The sequence below is a fragment of the Roseateles sp. genome (genome assembly GCF_031397715.1).
Lineage (GTDB): Bacteria > Pseudomonadota > Gammaproteobacteria > Burkholderiales > Burkholderiaceae_C > Paucibacter_A.
The window spans coordinates 1-16,127 of the sequence record NZ_JANNMI010000458.1 but is presented as its reverse complement, the minus strand read 5'-3'; the positions used below and the strand labels follow the sequence as shown (position 1 = coordinate 16,127).

The window sequence follows — 16,127 nt, the reverse complement described above, 5'->3', positions numbered from 1 at the left end:
CTGGTCCAGCCGCCGATCACATCATCACCCTGAGTCAAACAGCTTTTGTGCACTTCGAGTGCCAGCGTGGTGACGTTGGCATCGTCGATGATATTGGGCGCGGCGCCGATCAAGGCTGGGTTGGTGATCACGTCGACGGGGGCGTTGACCAGATCAAAAATAACCCCCAAATTGACTGCAAACGGATCCTTGCGTTGGCCGACAAACAGTTTGACGGGCATGTTGCAGCCCGGCATGTTGACGCTGTAGATATGCTGATCGGCATAGCCGGGATAGTCGGGAATTGTCTTGCTGCCGATATTGTCGACCGGCTTGTCAAAGGCGGCGCTGCCATTGGCCAGATTGGTCAAAGCCATAGTCGTGCCGGAGCGGCGATCACCGCGCACCAGGCTCACGCCGAAGGTTTCGGCCAAGTTCAAATTGCCATCAGCCGGCGCGCTGACCGGGCCTTTTTGCAGCAGGGAAATTGGGATGTTCTTGCCGCCGATGGGCAACGCGAAACCCTTGCCGGCCGCCGCCAGCGTGTTGCTGAAGCGAAACTGGAAGCTGAGGTCTTCCTTGGCATCGCCGTTGTTGTCGATGTGAATTTCATAGAGCGCATTCGGGTCCATCGAGAAGTAGTTCGGGCCACCGTAAGCAGCCTGCAAAGGCTGGTAGTTAGCGATGATCGTTACATAATCTTTGCGGCCGTCTTCATAGCTGCTGAACATATAAAAATCGGTCGCGTCGACCTTGGGCGTCGTGGTGATGAAAGGCGCTTCGCGGTGGCTGGACGCCTGCGCCAGGCCGGTGCAGGCCAAAAGAATTGCGGCAGCCAAAGGTGCCAGAGTGAGTCGTTGAGCTTGCATGAGTTGATCTCCAAGATGTGGCGTGGTCTGCGGGGTATGCCGCTGGAGGTCTATACGCAACTCCGCTGAAATTGGATGCAAGGAAATTGGAATGATTTTCTTGCGGCCCTGGTGCATCCAAACCGAGGCGTCTTGCGTATGGCTTGTTGCGAGCTCAATCAACCTCACTTCACTCGGAGAGACCCCCATGCCAACTTCATTCAATCAAACCGCCTGCCAGGTTCTGCTGGGCTTGAGCGCCGTGCTGCCGTTGACGGCGCAAGCCGGGCCCATGACCGTTGTCAACGTGTTCTTTGATGGCATCGGCACTCAGCCAGCGATCGACGCCCAAGGCATGGGTAGTTGGTCCGGCAGCATCACGCCGGGCTTTGGGTCTGACATCACCGAGTCGCTGATGTCAAACGTGCTGTTCCAACTCGATGCCAGCAGCACCACGCTGAGCGGCAGCTTCCAATTCAGCAGCCTGGACCTGAGCTCGACCATCGCTGGCCTGTTGAGCGGCAGCGACCTTGACGGCGACGGCCAGTTCGAGCTCGACTACCAAATCCTCGGCGGCAGCGGTGCCTTCAACCACGCCAGTGGCTACGGCCTGTCCTTCATCAGCTTTGACCGGCCGCTCAACATGGCAGGCAGCTATATCGAGTCCGGCCTCCTGACCTTCGCGGTGCCGGAGCCGTCGAGCTACGGTCTGTTCGCCTTGGGGCTGCTGGGTGTCGCCTTAACGCAGCGTAAAACTACCCGCCAGACACCGCGCGGCTGATCACGCATTCAAACCGCCCATCACGGTGTCCACTGACTCGTGGCTGAGGTCGGGTGCGCCCCAAGCGCTGAGCCAGGCCGAGAACTGCGTTTGCGGCATCGGCTTGGCGATGAAGTAACCCTGACCTTCATCGCAGCCCAGCTCGGCCAAGAGCTTCCAGGCCTTGCCGGTCTCGACGCCCTCGGCCACCACCGACAGCCCCATATTGTGAGCTAACTCAATGGTTGAACGGACGATTTTGGCATCACCCAGATCGGTCTCCATCGCCAGCACAAAGCTCTTGTCGATCTTCAACTCATCCACCGGCAAGCCCTTCAAATAGGCCAGCGACGAGTAGCCGGTGCCGAAGTCATCGATGGACAGCTTAAAGCCCATCTCGTGCAACTGGTTCAGGGTCTCGAGCGCACGTTGGGGGTCATCCATGATGGCGCTCTCGGTGATCTCCAAACACAGCGCATCGGTGCCGGCGCCATGCTGGGCCAGCACCGCGCTGATCCTGGCCGGCAGGTCCTGGTCCATCAGGTCGCGGGTGGACAGATTGACGCTGATGCGCAGGGCCAAGCCTTGCTGATTCAGGCTCGACCAGGCACGCGCCGATTCGGCCAGCACCCAGCGGGTCAGCTCACGGATGAAACCGGTCTGCTCGGCAAAAGGGATGAACTGCATGGGCGGCACCAGGCCGCGCTCGGGATGCTGCCAGCGCAGCAAGGCCTCGGCGCTGCTGACGCGGCCTGTTTTCAAGTCGACCTTGGGTTGCAAATACAGGCGCAGCTGCCCAGCTTCGACGGCGCGGCGCAACTCGCTCAGCAAGGACAAGGATTCTTGGCTGCCGGCGTCCATTTGGGGCGAATAGAGCGCGCTGCCGGACTGGCGCTTTTTTGCCGCCACCATGGCCAGCGCGGCGCGGCTCAAGAGTAGCTTGGCGTCCCGCCCGTGCGCCGGCGCCAGCACGATGCCGATGCCCGCGCTGAGGTCGACGGCCTGCTCATCGAGGCACAGCGCGGCCTCGAAATTCAAGCGTATGGCTTCGGCGGCAGCGCGCGCGGCGGCCTCATCGGCTTGGTCCAGGAGCAGCACAAACTCATCGCCGCCCAGCCGCGCCAGGCTGTGTGGCTGGGTCCCCAGCAGGGTCTGCAAACGCAGCACCACGGCGCATAAAAGTCGGTCACCAAAGTCATGCCCCTGCACATCATTGACATGCTTGAAGCGGTCCAGGCCCAGCTGCAGCAGCGCGAAGGGCGCGCCGCTTTGGCCCAGCCGCTCGGTCAAAAGCTCGCTGAAGCCCAAGCGATTGGGCAGCTTTGTCAGCTGGTCTTTGTAGGCGAGCTGACTGAGGTTTTCATCCCGTTCGCGAATGCCGCGCCGCATCGCCTCGAACGCCGCCGCCAGGTCACCGACCTCGTCGCTGGATTGGCGCAGCACCGGCGTGTTGTAGTCACCCTGACCCAATCGGTCGGCCGCCCGTGCCAGCGCCTTGACCGGGCGGCTGATGCGTCGCGCCATCAAGACCGAGCCGAGCGCAAAGATCGCCACCCCGATCAAGGTCAGCGCCAACAAGGTCAGTTGCAAGTCGCGGTAAGGGGCGACTGCGGTGTCGAAGGAGCGCAGCAGCAGGGCACCGAGTTGCTGCTGTTGCTGTTGCTGCGGCTGTTGCTCTGGGGCCATCAAAGCCACCCACAGACCGCGCATATGCTCGCCGCCCACCTCGGCCGGGAACAGGCCGCCCGCGGCGGGTATCTGGCGCGCCAGCTGATCGGATACGGCCGGCTCCAGCAAGCTCAACAGGCTGCGCCATTGGCCGCGTTCGTCTTGCATCATGATGACGGCCTGCAACTCGGACAGCGTCTGCAAGTCCTGCAAGGCCGACTTCTCAAGCACAAAGCCCATCAGGATCCAGCCGACCTGAGCGGGCGTCTTGACCGGCACCAGCGCGACTTGATAGACCTGCCCACCCAAGAGCGCGAGCTGCGCGCTTTGCCCTCCGCCGAGTTTTTGCTTCAGCAGGCCCGCAAAGCGACTGGCGTCATCGCGGGTCGCGGCCACCAGCGCCAGCTCGTTGTCAAAATAGGCCACCACGCTGGCGCCGATGCGTTCTCCCTGATTGGCCAACGCGTCCTTGATGGTCTCAACCGTGCCCTGCTCGGCCAAAGGCAGGCCCACCGCCTTGATAAAGCCGTAATCCTTGGCCAGCAGTTCGGCGCCGTCGTGCAGCTTGTCGGCGCGCTGCGCCAGCAAACGCTTGAAGACGCGCTCACCGGTCTTCAGCTCAGCTGCAATCGAGGCATCGGCATTGCGCGCGATGCTGGAGCGGATGACCGCAAAGCTGGCGAATTGAACCGCCAGCAACAAGGTCAGAAAGAGCGCCACGATGCGCCCTTCAAGGCGGCGCAAATTCAGAAAAGCCGGCAGCGTCACGGTGGCCTTCATTCGGTCAGCGTGAGGCGGGTCTGCGCAGCATCGGCCGGGCGATCAGCCAGCGCATTGGCCGGCACAACGAGTGCGTGGCTTTGCAAGGTCTGCGCCTTCATGCTGGGGTGCCAGAGCTTGAGCCTGTGCTCACCGGCCGGCAGGTCGAGGCGCGCGCTGCCGCTGGCGTCGGTGATGGCAAACAGCGGCGTGTCAACGACCACGATATGGGCGCTCATGCGGTCATGGATATTGCAACCGAGCGTGGCCACGCCGGGCTTGTCGAACACGATCGGCTCGCTCGGTGTGCCGGAGTAGAGCTTGACGTCGATGACCTTGATTGGCGAGAAGGAGTAGACATGGTGGCGCACCACGTCGAAGTTAGGAAAGCTGACCGCCGTGCCGGTCTGCACGATCAACAAGGCGGGCTGAAATTGGCGTTCGCGCTGGGCCATCTCGGCCTTGGCCCCGCTGCCGGCCTTGCCGGTTCGGCCCAGCAATTCGACGGCGACGACCGCGCCCGCCAACGGCTTACCGGCGGCGTTGTTCAGCTGTACGGTCCAGGGCAGCGCCTGGGCGGCCGAGCCGGCCAACAGGCCTGCAGCCAGCAGCGCAAGGGGGGAACTCAGGGTCATGGTTTTGGCCGCGTGTCAGGTCATCAAGGGCTAACGATAGCCGGTTTCATCGGCGCCAGCAGGCGCAGCAACTCATTCTTTGCCCGGTTGTCGATGCCGCCGCGATCGATTTCCTGGCGCAGTATCTCGACGAAGGCGTCAAACTCGGAGGGCTTGATGCGCAGGTCTTTGTGAACCGGGCCCATGGGCTCGCCCTGGTAGCGGCAGCCGCCGCCGGTCAGCGCGCAAATCTGTTCGCTCAGGCTTTGCTGCAAAGCGCTCAGCTTGATGCCCTCGAAACTGCGCTGGGTGCGCGAGTCGGCGGCCGCGCGCGCCAGGGTCCGCTCCATCAGATCCGACACGCCGGGCTGGCCGCCGAGGCGCGCGTACAGGCTGGCGGTAGTCGGCACTTTCGGCGGCGCTGTCGTTGGCGCTGGCGTTGAAGTCGAGCAGCCGAGCAAGACCAGAGCTAAGCAAGTGATCGAGAAGTGGCGAACATTCAGCATGATGGGTTTCAAATTGCAAAAATTAGGGCTTCAGCCACTCGGTGAATGTCCGATGAAGGGATCAGGCGTGCGGTGAACTGCTTCGCGCGCCCATCGCGAACTTTATCGACGCCAAGCTGCCCAACTTGAGACCCCATGCCTGCGACGCTACTGCACCTGAACCGCCCACACCTTCTATGGCTGCTGGCCGCGCTGTGGGCCGGCCCGGCCGGCGCCGGCGAACGGCTGCTGGCCAGCTCCGGCGTCAGCCAAATCGAAGGCGCGGCCGGTGGCGGCTTGACGCCTTGGGCGCTGATCGCCGGCGGCGGCAGCCGCGACCAGATTGGCGCATCCGCGTTTGCCACCCGGGTGCGCACGCGCGGCGGCTACGACTTGGCGGCGGCCGGCGCTGCGGTGGGTTGGTACGACAGCGTCGAGCTGTCGCTGGCGCGCTGGCGCTTCGGCCTGTCTGACACCGTGCCGGGCCAACACATCGGACTCGACATCATTGGGCTGAAGTGGCGCGTGCTGGGTGATGCGGTGTTCGATGCCGATAGCTGGCGGCCCCAAGTCGCCATTGGCCTGCAGCACAAGCGCAACCGCGACATGGCCGTGCCGACCTTGTTGGGCGCCCAGCGCGGCTCCGACACCGAGCCCTATGTGGCGGCCACCAAGCTGTGGCTGGGCGCGGCCGGCGGCTACAACCTGCTGACCCATCTGACCCTGCGCGGCAGCCGGGCCAATCAAATGGGCTTGCTCGGTTTCGGCGGCGACCGCGGCGATGCCTTGCGGCCGCAGGCCGAGCTGTCGCTGGCCGTGCTGCCGCGAGACAACTTGGCGCTCGGCTTCGAATGGCGGGCCAAGCCCAGCCTGCTGAGTGCCGCGCCCGAAACCAGCGCAATGGATTTCTTTGTGTCGTGGTGGCTGAGCCCGAACTTGAACCTGACGGCCGCCTACCTGGACCTGGGTCAGATCGCCAACAAGACCGCGCAGCACAGCAGTTATGTTTCTTTGCAGGCGCAGTTTTGAAATCCTGGCTTCGCCCGAGTCTGGCAGCGGCCGCCCTGGCCGCGGCGCTGGCGGCGGCTGCGCCGGCCCATGCCGCCGGCGTCGAGTGGCATGGTCTGCTCGACTTGCGGGCCGTGCTGAGCGACGCCGAGCGCAGCTGGACCCACGCGGGCCTGGGCAAATCGCGTGCTGACCAGCAGTCCAGCCCGCTGCGCCTCGGCCAAGCGTTCTTGGCGGCGCAGGGCGATCTGTCGAATGCCGTTGCGGCCCGGCTGGTGCTGAGTGCCGCCGACGACCGCGCCGGCGCCCTGGATATCAACGAAGCGTGGCTGCTTTGGAGCCCCATCCCTGCCAGCGCTTGGAAGACCCGCGTCAAGTTGGGGGCCTTCTTCCCGGCCACCAGCTTGGAGATTGACTACGACAGCATTGGCTGGACACCGGTGCGCACGGTGTCCAGCTCGGCCATCAACAGCTGGATCGGCGAAGAACTTCGCACGCTGGGCGCGGAGCTGAGCTTGGTGCGCAAGGGCAGCCCGTCCGGCTCGCCGCATGACTATGGTTTTAACCTGGGCGTGTTTGGCGCCAATGACCCGGCCGGCACGCTGCTGGCTTGGCGCGGCTGGTCCGTCAGTGACCGCATCACCGGCTTGACCGAAAGCCTGCAGCTGGCCGACTTGCCGGTCTACCGCCCCGACGGACCGATCAACAAGCAAACTCGCCACATGCATGTTTTTCGAGAATTGGACGGTCGGGCAGGCTATTACGTGGGCGGGCATTACGGCTACGCCGAGCGCATCAAGGTGGCCGCCATGCACTATGACAACCGAGCTGACCCTTTGGTGGTGAAGAGCGGCCAATACGGCTGGCACACCCGCTTTGACCACCTCAGCTTGCAGCTGCGACCGGCCGGTCAGTGGGAGCTGGCGGCGCAGGCAATGGCCGGCGAAACCTTGATGGGTCCGCAGGCGGTGCGGGTCAAATTCAAGGCCTGGTATTTGCTCGCCAGCCATCCCCTCGCGCAGGGTCAGCTGAGCGCTCGCTATGACTCTTTCAGCGCCAGCGAAAACGACATCCTGCCCAGCGACCCGAATGCCGAAGACGGCCAAGCCTTGGCGCTGGCCTATGCCTTGCCGCTGGGGCAGGGTTGGTCGCTGGTGAGCGAGGCGCTGGTGATCAAGAGCACGCGGCCCGCCCGTCTTTTGATCGGGGCGGCACCCGCGCAGACCGAGCGCAGCTTGAGCGTGTCGCTGCGCTGGCAGTTTTGACACTGGCGCGGGCTTGAGCTTGCTCGCGAATCAGCTCGGTGCTACTTGCGCAGCTGTTGCGACCAAGCCGCGAGTGCGGCCAGCTGCGCCTCGACGCCGGCCTGAATTTTCTCATCGGTGAGATTGCCGTCGGCGTCAAACTGGCCCGCGAAGGCGTTGGCGAAGACCTCGGGCTTGTTCAGTGGGCGCACGTCAAGACACACGCAAACTTGGCGCAGATGGTATTGCGCCCGCGAGGTGCCCATGCCGCCACCGGCTCCCATGATGGCCGCCGCCTTGCCGGCCAGCAAGCCATTGTTCGGCGCGCGTGAAGCCCAATCAATGGCGTTCTTCAGCGCCGGCGAGATCGAGTAGTTGTACTCGGGGCAGGCAAATATGAAGGCATCGGCATTGGCAAACTGCGCCAGCAAATGCGTCACCGCCGCCGGTACCTCGGTGATGTCCGAGTTGTAGAAAGGCAGCGACGCCAAGTCGGCAATATCGATACTCATGCCCTCGGGCGCATTGGCTTGCGCGTAGCGCAGCAGGCCTTTGTTCGACGACTTTTTTCTCAGGCTGCCGCAGAGGGCGAGAACTTGGGTGGTTTGAGTCATGGCGCGGTCTTGGCTGGATGGATTGATGGGATGCTGGGTTGATTGATTCGCTGGCGGGTGGGCCGGTAGAACGAGCGCCATCGTAGCTATTTTCTCTTTGCTACCCGCGCGCGCGACCAAGGCCTAACCTGGCCCAGCGAGAGCATGGCCCTGCTGCTGCGCGGTGACGGCTATGGGGGCTTGCAAGAAGCCGGCACGGCCAACAGCTTTGCCGACAGCTTTGGGCTGTCCTTGCAAAGAGTCAAGCGCAGTGACCGGCTGGCCTTTGATGCGGCGTTGATCGACCTCTGCCACAAAAGCCGCATCGCCGACCTGCTCAAACACCACGGCCTGCCGGCGTCGCCCTGCCGCAAGGCGAGCCAAACGCGGCAGCGACGCTTTAGGTTCATCGTCAGTAAAGCTTGAGCGGATTGCCCCCGCTTTCGATCACGTGGGCAACATCGTCTTCCCACTTGCCGATGCTCTGACTCAGCTCGGCCGTAAAGGCCAATACCGAGAGTGAGTTTTTTGGCCGGGCCGCCGAGTGCCCGGATGCCAGTAAAGCAGCCGCGGATTTGGCCCCGAAAGTCGGTACAAAAATAACGCCAAATTCAATTGACCGAAGGGCTTCAAGCGGGGTCGCTGGGGGAACCCCGGCCTGGCAGGTTTTGCCGGGTGGGAAAACGCGCATGGCGGCGGCGCCACCGGGATCGACTAAGCTGAGATTCTTTTTTTTCGGTTCAGCCCATGCAAGCGACCCTGCCCAGACTCCTTCTTGCCGCCCTCTGCAGCGCCACCTTGGCGGCTTGTTCGTCGGCACCGACCGCGCCTTCGGTCGCTGCGGCGCCGCCCAAGCTGCTGGTCTTCATGGTGGTGGACGGCCTGCCGATGCGCCAGGTGCTGGCCTACCGGGATCAGCTGCAGCCGGACGGCTTCAGGCGTTTTCTGGACCAAGGCGCCTGGTTCGCCAACGCCCATTACGGCCATGGCCACACGGTCACGGCGGCGGGGCACGCGACCATGTTGACGGGTGCCCACCCGCAGCGCACCGCCATCATCAGCAATGAATGGCGTGACGCCAAGACCGGCGTAGCGGTCTACAACACCGGCGACACCGCCTACCAATACATCGGTCACAAGACCGAGCCGCTGGCCGGCACCAGCCCGCGCAATCTGCGCGCCGAGACGGTCGGTGATGTGCTGCGCGAGCAAGATGCGGGCTCCAAGGTGATCGCCATCTCGGGCAAGGACCGCGGCGCGATTCTGCCCGCCGGCCACAAAGGCACGGCTTATATGTATATGAGCAGCAGCGGCGAGTTCGCCTCCAGCACTTATTACATGGCCAAGCACCCGCAGTGGGTCAATAACTTCAATGCCAGCAAGCCGGCCGATGCCTTCTTTGGCAAGGCCTGGGCGCCGTTGCTGCCCGAGGCCGCCTATGGCGCTTCAGTGCCGGACGGCCAGCCCTGGCAGTTCAATGGCGGCAACGGCAATCAGCTGCCGGCGATTCTGGGCGACAAGCATGACAAGCCCGGCCCTTTGTTCTACGCCAATATTCTGCCCACCCCATTTGGCGATCAGCTGACGCTGGCTTTTGCGCGTGCCGCCATTGAGGGCGAGCAATTGGGCGTCGATGCCAAGCCGGATATCTTGTCGGTCAGCCTGTCCAGCCATGACTACATCAACCATGCGTTTGGCCCCGAGTCGCGGCTCTCGCATGACCATATGCTGCAGCTGGACCTGCAACTGCAGGACTTCTTCAGGTATTTGGACGCACGAGTCGGCGCCGGCAATTACGTGGCGGTGTTGACCGCGGACCATGGCTTTGCCGACACGCCGGAATGGGCCAAGTCGCAGGGGCTTGACACCGGGCGCATCAACCCGACGCAGGTGATGACCGCGCTGAACGTCGGCTTGGTGGCGAAGTTCGGCGCCGGGCCATGGGCGCTGCATTTCTCGGCCGCCGGCATTTTGTTTGACGAACAGCTGATGGCCGCGCGCGGGGTCAAGCCCGCCGATATGTATGCAGAGGCCAAACGCGTGTTGCTGCCTATGACCGGCATTGCCGATGTGTTCACGCTGGCGCAACTACAGAGCTCAGACACCAGCACGCCCTATCTGGCCGCCATGCGCAAGGCCTGGCACCCTGAAGTCGCGGCCCCGCTGCAAATCGTCGTCAAGCCGGGCTGGTTGTTTGGCTCGCGGCCCAGTGGCAGCTCGCACGGCACGCCGTATGCGTATGACACCCATGTGCCGATTCTGGCCTGGGGGCCGCGGTGGGTCGGGCGCGGCGAGCAGGCGCAGGCGGTCGAGGTGGTCGATATTGCCCCGAGCCTGGCAAAGATATTGAGGCTGCGCGTGCCGGCGCAGTCACAGGGTCAGGCCTTGCCCTGGCCGTCGGCCACGGAAAAGTAGCAACGCAATCGAACGTTATCAGCGGGTAGCGTGCCGCGATGGCGGCCGCGCGGTCATCACGCCGCAGCGCTGCTCGCCTTGAAAAAAAGCGATGCTTATTGATCTGAATGGCATGGAGCCACAAATATGACATGGCTTTTGGTCATAGTCGTTAGGCAAAATTCAGGCTATGAGCGCAAGAACACAAACCTTCGGTGAAGAAATCGCCAACGCCATCAGCCATGGGCTGGGTTTCCTGCTGGCCGTGGCGTCATTGCCCATCCTGACCTATTCGGCGGCGCAGCAGGGCGCGCCCCGCAACGTCGCGGCGGCGGCGGTGTTCTCGATCACCATGATGTTGCTGTACCTGGTCTCGACCCTGTATCACGCGGTGCCCGAGGGCCGCGCAAAGCTGTGGTTGAACCGGTTTGATCATGCGGCCATTTATCTATTCATCGCCGGCAGCTATACGCCGTTTGCCCTGGGGGTGCTGCATGGCGCTTGGGGTTGGGCGCTGTTTGCTTTGGTCTGGACCAGTGCGCTGATCGGCGTGACCGCCAAGCTCTTCAACCGCCTGCGCCACCCCTTGTGGTCAACCGGCTTGTATGTGGCGATGGGTTGGCTGGTGATCTTTGCGCTTGGCCCGTTGATGGAGCGTATGCCCGGTGCCGGTCTGGCATGGTTGGTGGCCGGCGGCCTGGCGTACACCTTGGGCGCGGTGGTGTTCATGCTGGACCACCGCGTGCGCTACGCGCATTTCGTTTGGCATTTGTTTGTGTTGGCCGGCAGCAGCTGCCACTTTGTGGCGGCGCTTTGGTATGCCGTTTAACAGCGCTTAGCCTGGCAGCCGCTCGGCAATCGCGATGCGATCGCGGCCGGCGGCCTTGGCTTGGTAGAGCGCTGCGTCGGCGCGCTTGAGCAAGACCGCCGCAGTTTCGCCCCAGACCGCCTCGGCCAAGCCGACGGAGCAGCCGTAGCCCCGCTCGGGCTGCGTCGGCAAGGGGCGGGAGAGGCGCACACATGCCAGCAAACGCGCAACGATGGCCTGAGACTGCGGCAGGCCTGCCGCGGGCAAAATCAGCAAAAACTTCTCGCCGCCCATGCGTGCGCAGCCGTCTTCGCGCCGGCTGCCGGCCTGCAGCAGGCGGGCAAAGTCAAGCAGCACGGCGTCGCCGGCGGCGTGGCCAAGGCTGTCATTGAGTTGCTTGAAGTGGTCCAGGTCCAGCGCCGCGATACACATCGGCCACTGCTCACTTTGAGCCAGACCGGCGCGCAACATTTGCAGGCCGTGGCGGCGATTGCTGAGGCCGGTCAGCGAGTCGGTCTGGGCGGCGGCGGGTGTCTTGACACGCGCTTGCCTGAGCGAGCGGCTGCTTTTTCGCAAGTCGGAAATGTCACTGGCGATGCAAAGCACAAGCCCTTGCAGCTGGACCGTCTCGGTCATCCAGATCCAGCGGCCATCACACAAATCGGCCGCGAATGCACGGTAGGGCAGCTTGCCGCGGCGCGCCGACGCGGCCGCCAGCCAGGCGTCGATGGCGTCGCTCACGATCAAGGCGCCGCGCCCGTGGGCATGGTTATCGCGCATCATGTCGGCCCAGGTCAGCCGGCCATCGGGTTTGACTGCATAGGCTTGGCGGAAGGCCTGGTTGGCGTAGAGCAGCGTGTCTTGGGCGTCGAACAAGGCCACCAGCAGCGGACTTTGTTCATGCACCTGAAACAAGCTGTCCGCCAATCCTGGGGGCAAGGGAGTGGTTGCTTCTGTCATTGGCGGGCTCCCGCTGAGGCGCGTATTTTGCGGTAATTGTTTATGCCCATGCTGCGTGATTCTCTCGTTACGATGCGCGCTGGTGTTCTGAACATCGGCCGCAACAGGAGTCAGTCATGAAATGGGAAGACCAGCGCCAGAGCGATAACGTCGAAGATCAGCGGGATAGCGGCGGCGGTGGTGGTGGTGGTGGTGGCCGCCGTGGCATCGGCGGCGGGCGCGGCTTGAGTTTGGGCGGTATTGTCATCGCCTTGCTGGCTTCGTGGGCCTTCGGCATCAACCCGCTGACGATGCTGGGTTTGCTGGGCGGAGGCGGTGCGACGCCGCCGCCTGAGCCATCAGCGCAGGCGCAGCGCGGCGCCAAGCCGCAGGATGCCGGCGCTCGCTTTGTCAGTACCGTGCTGGCCGATACCGAAGATGTTTGGGGCGCCTACTTTGGGGCTCAGCAGCAGACCTACGCGCCGCCGGCGCTGGTCTTGTTCCGTGGCCGCAGCAACACCGCCTGTGGGATGGGCGAGGCGGCGATGGGGCCGTTCTACTGCCCGGCCGATCGCAAGGTGTACATCGATCTGGCCTTTTATGACACCTTGCGCGACCGACTCGGCGCGCCGGGCGACTTCGCGCAGGCCTATGTGATCGCGCATGAGGTCGGCCACCACCTGCAAAATTTGCAGGGCACCATGGCCAAAATGGACAGCGCCCGCCAGCGCGTATCCGAGCGCGATTACAACGCCTTGAGCGTGCGCCTGGAGCTGCAGGCCGATTGTTATGCCGGCGTCTGGGCGTTCCATTCGCAGCAAGGCAAGGGCTGGCTGGAGAAGGGCGATATCGAGGAGGGCTTGAACGCGGCCGCACAAATCGGCGATGACACCTTGCAGCGCAAGTCGCAGGGCACGGTGGTGCCGGAGAGCTTCACCCATGGCAGCAGCGAACAGCGCATGCGTTGGTTCAAGCGCGGGCTGGAGACGGGTGAGCTGAAGGCTTGCGACACCTTCAAGAGTGGGGCGGTCTAGGAGCCCGTGCTAGTCGGTCATGGCCTGCACGACATAAGGGTGGCGGGCGGCGATGGACGCCACAGTACCGTCCTTGCGCATGCTGTCCCAAGCGACTTGCAACTTGAGGGCGAGCGCTTGGCTGCCCTCGCCCTTGCTGAGGCCCATGTACAGGCTGACCTCCGACAGCTTGGCTTGGGGCTCGATTTGCCCGAAGTCGTAGCCCATTTTTTCCATCACGGCGGCCACCACGCTGCTATTGGCGGCGATCAATTCATCGCGTTGAATGAAAAGCTTGCGCAGCATCGCCGCATGGTCGGGGCTGCGGTCAAGTTGCTTGCCAAGCTTGAAGCCATTGGCCAGCAGGGTGCGCTCCGCAGCGTCATCGCGCACGACCGCAATTCGGTAGGCCTTGGCGGCCTCCAGGGTTGGGGCCTGGATGTCGGGGCGAGACTTGAGGCGGTAAAGGTAGGCCTTGCGCGCTGCCGTCGGGCCGATCCAGTGGAATTGCGATTCTCTTTCCGGCAAACGGGCCATGCTGACGACCAAGATGCCGGGCTGGCTGAGCGCACGCTGGTAAATGCCCGCCCAGGAATTGAACTCGGCCTGGTGGCTCAAGCCGCCGCGCCTGAGCAATTCCTCCATCAGCTCCACCGCGTAGCCGGCCGCTTGGCCATTGGCATCGGGGTAGGAGAAAGGCGGGACGGGTTCGAGCAGGACGGTGAGGGCCGTGGCGGAACTCGTTTGTGCGTGCGCCCAGTTGGCGCAACCAAGGGCCGCCAGCAAACCCAAGCCAATGAGCAGCTTGCTACGTCGCGACATCAAGCATCCTGTGGTCATTTGCGTGCCGATTATGACTGCCAATGTCTGAGCCTGGGTCTGGGCCAAGCGACGCCATGCGTGGACACTACTCAAGGCAGACTTGAGGGGAAGCGGCGCAGGTAGGCCTTGCGCAGCAAATGCGGCAAGAGCAGGCGCAGGGGCATTCTGATGGCGTGCGAGCGGACATACAGCAACCCGCGAGCCATGCGCGACGCGAGGTGCTCGCAACTGGGATGCAGCGGGCGCAGGACTTGCTGCAACAAGGCCTCGATCGCCCAGTGGCTGGGGCCCGGCGGGCGAATGGCTTTGAGTGCTTGGCTGCAATCTGCGGGAACTCGCAGGGCGAACAGCCGCTGCAACTGGGCCAGCACATGGGACAGCGGCTCGCCCAGGCCCAACTCCTGCGCCCGAATGAAAAGGCCGGGCCAAAAATCAACTTCGCTGGCGTCAAACTGCGTCAGCAGCGCCTGCAAATCGAGCAAGTCTCGCAGGCCATGGTCGAACTCGCCCTCCTGATACAGATGCAATGCGCTGTGCAGCACCATATCGTGCGGCGCCAGTACATGGAAGCCGCTGTTGCCGACCGGGCGAGCCCGTTCAAACAAGGTCGCCGCATCGAGCTTGAAGCGTGAGGTGGGTGGCGCAATGGTGTGATGCAGATCGATCACCGAGCCCCGCTGAATATGCGTGACGGGCGGAATTTCATGCATCCATTGACGGTAATAGTGCTGGTTGTAGCGGTCCCGTTCGCTGCTGATCCAGCCCGCTGCAAACAAGGCGTTCTCGGCCCTGTCCAGGCTTGCGCCGGGAACCAGCAGGTCGATGTCGGAAAATACACGGCCACGAGCCGCACTCAAGCCCGCATACAGATAGGCGGCGCCCTTGAGCAAGATGATGGGCGACCCGACGGCCTTCAAAGCACGCTCGATATGGCCCAGTTCGGCCAGCACTTCGTGACGCTGACGCTCAACGATGTGCAGGGCACCCTGCAGATGCTGCCTTGGCTGTTCCGGCACGCCGGCCATGCCGTCCAGCTCGGCCAAGTGCAGGGCCAGCCGGGGCAAGAGCCGGGCGCGCTTGGCCTGGCCCAGCAAATCCTCCCATGCCCGCGGCGCCAGCACCGGCGGCGGCGACGAGGGGTGCCAGATCGGCGTCAGAAGATCAGTCACGGCGCGGCACCGGCCACGCCGCTTTGGGCCGCCAGGTGCTCGAAGATGTTGATGGCGTCGTCGAGGCGGCTGTAGTGCAAGCGATAGCAGGTGGAGCGCTCGACCATATCGGCCAGCGCGTTGAAGCCGGTCAAGCCCAGCAGCGTGTAGTTGAACGCATTCGCGCCCAGCTCCAACATGCTCTGACCACGTGACAGCGGTGTCAGTTCGGCGGCGGCGTGAGCGACGTACTTCGGAAACACAACCCAGCGCGGCGCGGCGGTTTGCTGCATACGGTCGACTTGCTCATTGGGCACCCGCATATGGGTCACCGAACCCTTGCTGGTGTTGTGTGTGATTCGGTTGAACACCGCCTGCGGTGCAAATGACTGGATGATGGCCATCGACTCGTTTTTCAAGCTGACCGGGCGCACCGCCGGGTAGATGGCGCCGTCCTGCAGCTTGATCAGCGCGATCTCGTCCGACAGCAAGCGCCAGCCACGATGGATCAAGGCTGCGCACAAGGTACTTTTACCTGAGCCGGGCGGAGCCGGAAGTATGGCCGCAAAGCCGCCGCGCTCGATCACGGCCGCGTGCAGCATCAAATACTGGTGCGCCTGGGTGGAGACACACCAATTCATTGCCCACTCCATCTGAGGGTAGGCATGCGTGATGGGCAGCGGCTCAAATGGATAAAAGCCGTCGCTGCTGAAGCGCACCTGCGGCCGCCACCACCGATGCAAACCGGCGCCGGACTCCAATTTGAGTGAGAAGTCAGCGAAATCCGCCGCCTCGGCCAGCGGGTAATTGGCATACAGCAGGCTCAAACCCTCAGCAATTGAGGCGAGCCGGGACTGCAGCCGGTAGTTGAAGGGTCCCGCCCTCAGCACCAACTCCCCATGCTGCAGACGCTGAGCCAGCTCAGCAGGCGCCAGGTTGCCTAGGAGCCCGGGCGGCAGAAAGATCGGCGGCTGCGAACCGACCGCAGCCGTCCATTTGGCCCCGTCTTTTTGCCCCATAGCCGGGCTACGGGGCTGCAAATCCG

17 protein-coding genes are annotated in these 16,127 nt (G+C 63.6%); 7 read left to right on the top strand and 10 right to left on the bottom strand.

Features of this window, described 5'->3' with window-relative positions:
• A partial coding sequence (locus RMO57_RS20440; RefSeq protein WP_310389813.1) for a DUF4331 domain-containing protein occupies positions 1–848 on the bottom strand: 848 nt, incomplete at its 3' end.
• 187 nt (positions 849–1,035) lie between these two features.
• Between RMO57_RS20440 and RMO57_RS20435 the strand changes: the two genes are divergently transcribed.
• The gene (locus RMO57_RS20435; RefSeq protein WP_310389811.1) at positions 1,036–1,608 is read left to right on the top strand and encodes a PEP-CTERM sorting domain-containing protein; all 573 of its coding nucleotides are present in this window, start codon (positions 1,036–1,038) and stop codon (positions 1,606–1,608) included.
• Here the strand turns inward: RMO57_RS20435 and RMO57_RS20430 are convergent, their stop codons facing one another.
• The 3 genes from RMO57_RS20430 to RMO57_RS20420 are packed head-to-tail and all read right to left on the bottom strand — an operon-like array spanning position 1,609 to position 5,134.
• Positions 1,609–4,035, bottom strand: coding sequence for a putative bifunctional diguanylate cyclase/phosphodiesterase (locus RMO57_RS20430; protein ID WP_310389809.1), 2,427 nt, complete (start codon positions 4,033–4,035; stop codon positions 1,609–1,611).
• Positions 4,032–4,649 (bottom strand): methylamine utilization protein, encoded by a 618-nt coding sequence (locus RMO57_RS20425; RefSeq protein WP_310389807.1) that lies wholly within the window; start codon positions 4,647–4,649, stop codon positions 4,032–4,034. The genes RMO57_RS20430 and RMO57_RS20425 overlap by 4 nt, the downstream gene beginning before the upstream one ends.
• A gap of 23 nt (positions 4,650–4,672) precedes the next feature.
• Complete coding sequence (locus RMO57_RS20420) at positions 4,673–5,134, bottom strand: group 1 truncated hemoglobin (RefSeq protein ID WP_310389806.1); 462 nt, start codon at positions 5,132–5,134, stop codon at positions 4,673–4,675.
• A gap of 135 nt (positions 5,135–5,269) precedes the next feature.
• On the opposite strand from RMO57_RS20420, the gene RMO57_RS20415 reads away from it, so the two are divergent.
• Positions 5,270–6,142: a DUF3034 family protein gene (locus tag RMO57_RS20415; protein WP_310389804.1), complete on the top strand. Its 873-nt coding sequence runs from the start codon at positions 5,270–5,272 to the stop codon at positions 6,140–6,142.
• On the top strand, positions 6,139–7,386 hold the full coding sequence (locus tag RMO57_RS20410) for a hypothetical protein (RefSeq protein ID WP_310389803.1): 1,248 nt from the start codon (positions 6,139–6,141) through the stop codon (positions 7,384–7,386). The genes RMO57_RS20415 and RMO57_RS20410 overlap by 4 nt, the downstream gene beginning before the upstream one ends.
• A 41-nt stretch (positions 7,387–7,427) precedes the next feature.
• Here RMO57_RS20410 and RMO57_RS20405 read toward each other — a convergent pair whose 3' ends face one another.
• Positions 7,428–7,979 carry an NADPH-dependent FMN reductase gene (locus tag RMO57_RS20405; protein ID WP_310389801.1) on the bottom strand — a complete coding sequence of 184 codons (552 nt, stop codon included), beginning with the start codon at positions 7,977–7,979 and terminating at the stop codon, positions 7,428–7,430.
• Positions 7,980–8,123: 144 nt separating this feature from the next.
• Here RMO57_RS20405 and RMO57_RS20400 point away from each other — a divergent pair, with 144 nt between their 5' ends.
• On the top strand, positions 8,124–8,384 hold the full coding sequence (locus RMO57_RS20400) for a hypothetical protein (protein WP_310389799.1): 261 nt from the start codon (positions 8,124–8,126) through the stop codon (positions 8,382–8,384).
• Here RMO57_RS20400 and RMO57_RS20395 read toward each other — a convergent pair.
• Positions 8,371–8,649: a hypothetical protein gene (locus RMO57_RS20395; protein WP_310389797.1), complete on the bottom strand. Its 279-nt coding sequence runs from the start codon at positions 8,647–8,649 to the stop codon at positions 8,371–8,373. The genes RMO57_RS20400 and RMO57_RS20395 overlap by 14 nt on opposite strands.
• A gap of 56 nt (positions 8,650–8,705) precedes the next feature.
• On the opposite strand from RMO57_RS20395, the gene RMO57_RS20390 reads away from it, so the two are divergent.
• Both RMO57_RS20390 and trhA read left to right on the top strand, forming a co-directional pair.
• A complete protein-coding gene (locus RMO57_RS20390; protein ID WP_310389795.1) occupies positions 8,706–10,373 on the top strand; it encodes an alkaline phosphatase family protein in 1,668 nt (555 codons plus the stop codon).
• Between the two features lie 169 nt (positions 10,374–10,542).
• On the top strand, positions 10,543–11,181 hold the full coding sequence (gene trhA, locus RMO57_RS20385; RefSeq protein WP_310389793.1) for a PAQR family membrane homeostasis protein TrhA: 639 nt from the start codon (positions 10,543–10,545) through the stop codon (positions 11,179–11,181).
• Between the two features lie 6 nt (positions 11,182–11,187).
• On the opposite strand, the gene RMO57_RS20380 is transcribed toward trhA, so the two are convergent.
• Positions 11,188–12,120 (bottom strand): diguanylate cyclase, encoded by a 933-nt coding sequence (locus RMO57_RS20380; RefSeq protein ID WP_310389791.1) that lies wholly within the window; start codon positions 12,118–12,120, stop codon positions 11,188–11,190.
• Positions 12,121–12,236: 116 nt separating this feature from the next.
• Here RMO57_RS20380 and RMO57_RS20375 point away from each other — a divergent pair, with 116 nt between their 5' ends.
• Entirely contained in the window at positions 12,237–13,133 is an 897-nt protein-coding gene (locus RMO57_RS20375; protein ID WP_310389789.1) for a neutral zinc metallopeptidase, read from the top strand.
• 9 nt (positions 13,134–13,142) lie between these two features.
• Here RMO57_RS20375 and RMO57_RS20370 read toward each other — a convergent pair whose 3' ends face one another.
• From RMO57_RS20370 to RMO57_RS20360, 3 genes are all read right to left on the bottom strand, one after another.
• A complete protein-coding gene (locus RMO57_RS20370) occupies positions 13,143–13,934 on the bottom strand; it encodes a substrate-binding periplasmic protein (protein ID WP_310389787.1) in 792 nt (263 codons plus the stop codon).
• An 89-nt stretch (positions 13,935–14,023) separates the two neighbouring features.
• Entirely contained in the window at positions 14,024–15,103 is a 1,080-nt protein-coding gene (locus RMO57_RS20365; protein ID WP_310389786.1) for a nucleotidyltransferase family protein, read from the bottom strand.
• A partial coding sequence (locus RMO57_RS20360; protein ID WP_310389784.1) for an HprK-related kinase A occupies positions 15,100–16,127 on the bottom strand: 1,028 nt, incomplete at its 5' end. The genes RMO57_RS20365 and RMO57_RS20360, both read right to left, overlap by 4 nt.

Coding starts and splice junctions, on each gene's coding strand:
- RMO57_RS20435 (WP_310389811.1), top strand. CDS start 1,036: ATGCCAACTTCATTCAATCAAACCGCCTGCCAGGTTCTGCTGGGCTTG.
- RMO57_RS20430 (WP_310389809.1), bottom strand. CDS start 4,035: ATGAAGGCCACCGTGACGCTGCCGGCTTTTCTGAATTTGCGCCGCCTT.
- RMO57_RS20425 (WP_310389807.1), bottom strand. CDS start 4,649: ATGACCCTGAGTTCCCCCCTTGCGCTGCTGGCTGCAGGCCTGTTGGCC.
- RMO57_RS20420 (WP_310389806.1), bottom strand. CDS start 5,134: ATGCTGAATGTTCGCCACTTCTCGATCACTTGCTTAGCTCTGGTCTTG.
- RMO57_RS20415 (WP_310389804.1), top strand. CDS start 5,270: ATGCCTGCGACGCTACTGCACCTGAACCGCCCACACCTTCTATGGCTG.
- RMO57_RS20405 (WP_310389801.1), bottom strand. CDS start 7,979: ATGACTCAAACCACCCAAGTTCTCGCCCTCTGCGGCAGCCTGAGAAAA.
- RMO57_RS20400 (WP_310389799.1), top strand. CDS start 8,124: ATGGCCCTGCTGCTGCGCGGTGACGGCTATGGGGGCTTGCAAGAAGCC.
- RMO57_RS20395 (WP_310389797.1), bottom strand. CDS start 8,649: ATGCGCGTTTTCCCACCCGGCAAAACCTGCCAGGCCGGGGTTCCCCCA.
- RMO57_RS20390 (WP_310389795.1), top strand. CDS start 8,706: ATGCAAGCGACCCTGCCCAGACTCCTTCTTGCCGCCCTCTGCAGCGCC.
- trhA (WP_310389793.1), top strand. CDS start 10,543: ATGAGCGCAAGAACACAAACCTTCGGTGAAGAAATCGCCAACGCCATC.
- RMO57_RS20380 (WP_310389791.1), bottom strand. CDS start 12,120: ATGACAGAAGCAACCACTCCCTTGCCCCCAGGATTGGCGGACAGCTTG.
- RMO57_RS20375 (WP_310389789.1), top strand. CDS start 12,237: ATGAAATGGGAAGACCAGCGCCAGAGCGATAACGTCGAAGATCAGCGG.
- RMO57_RS20370 (WP_310389787.1), bottom strand. CDS start 13,934: ATGTCGCGACGTAGCAAGCTGCTCATTGGCTTGGGTTTGCTGGCGGCC.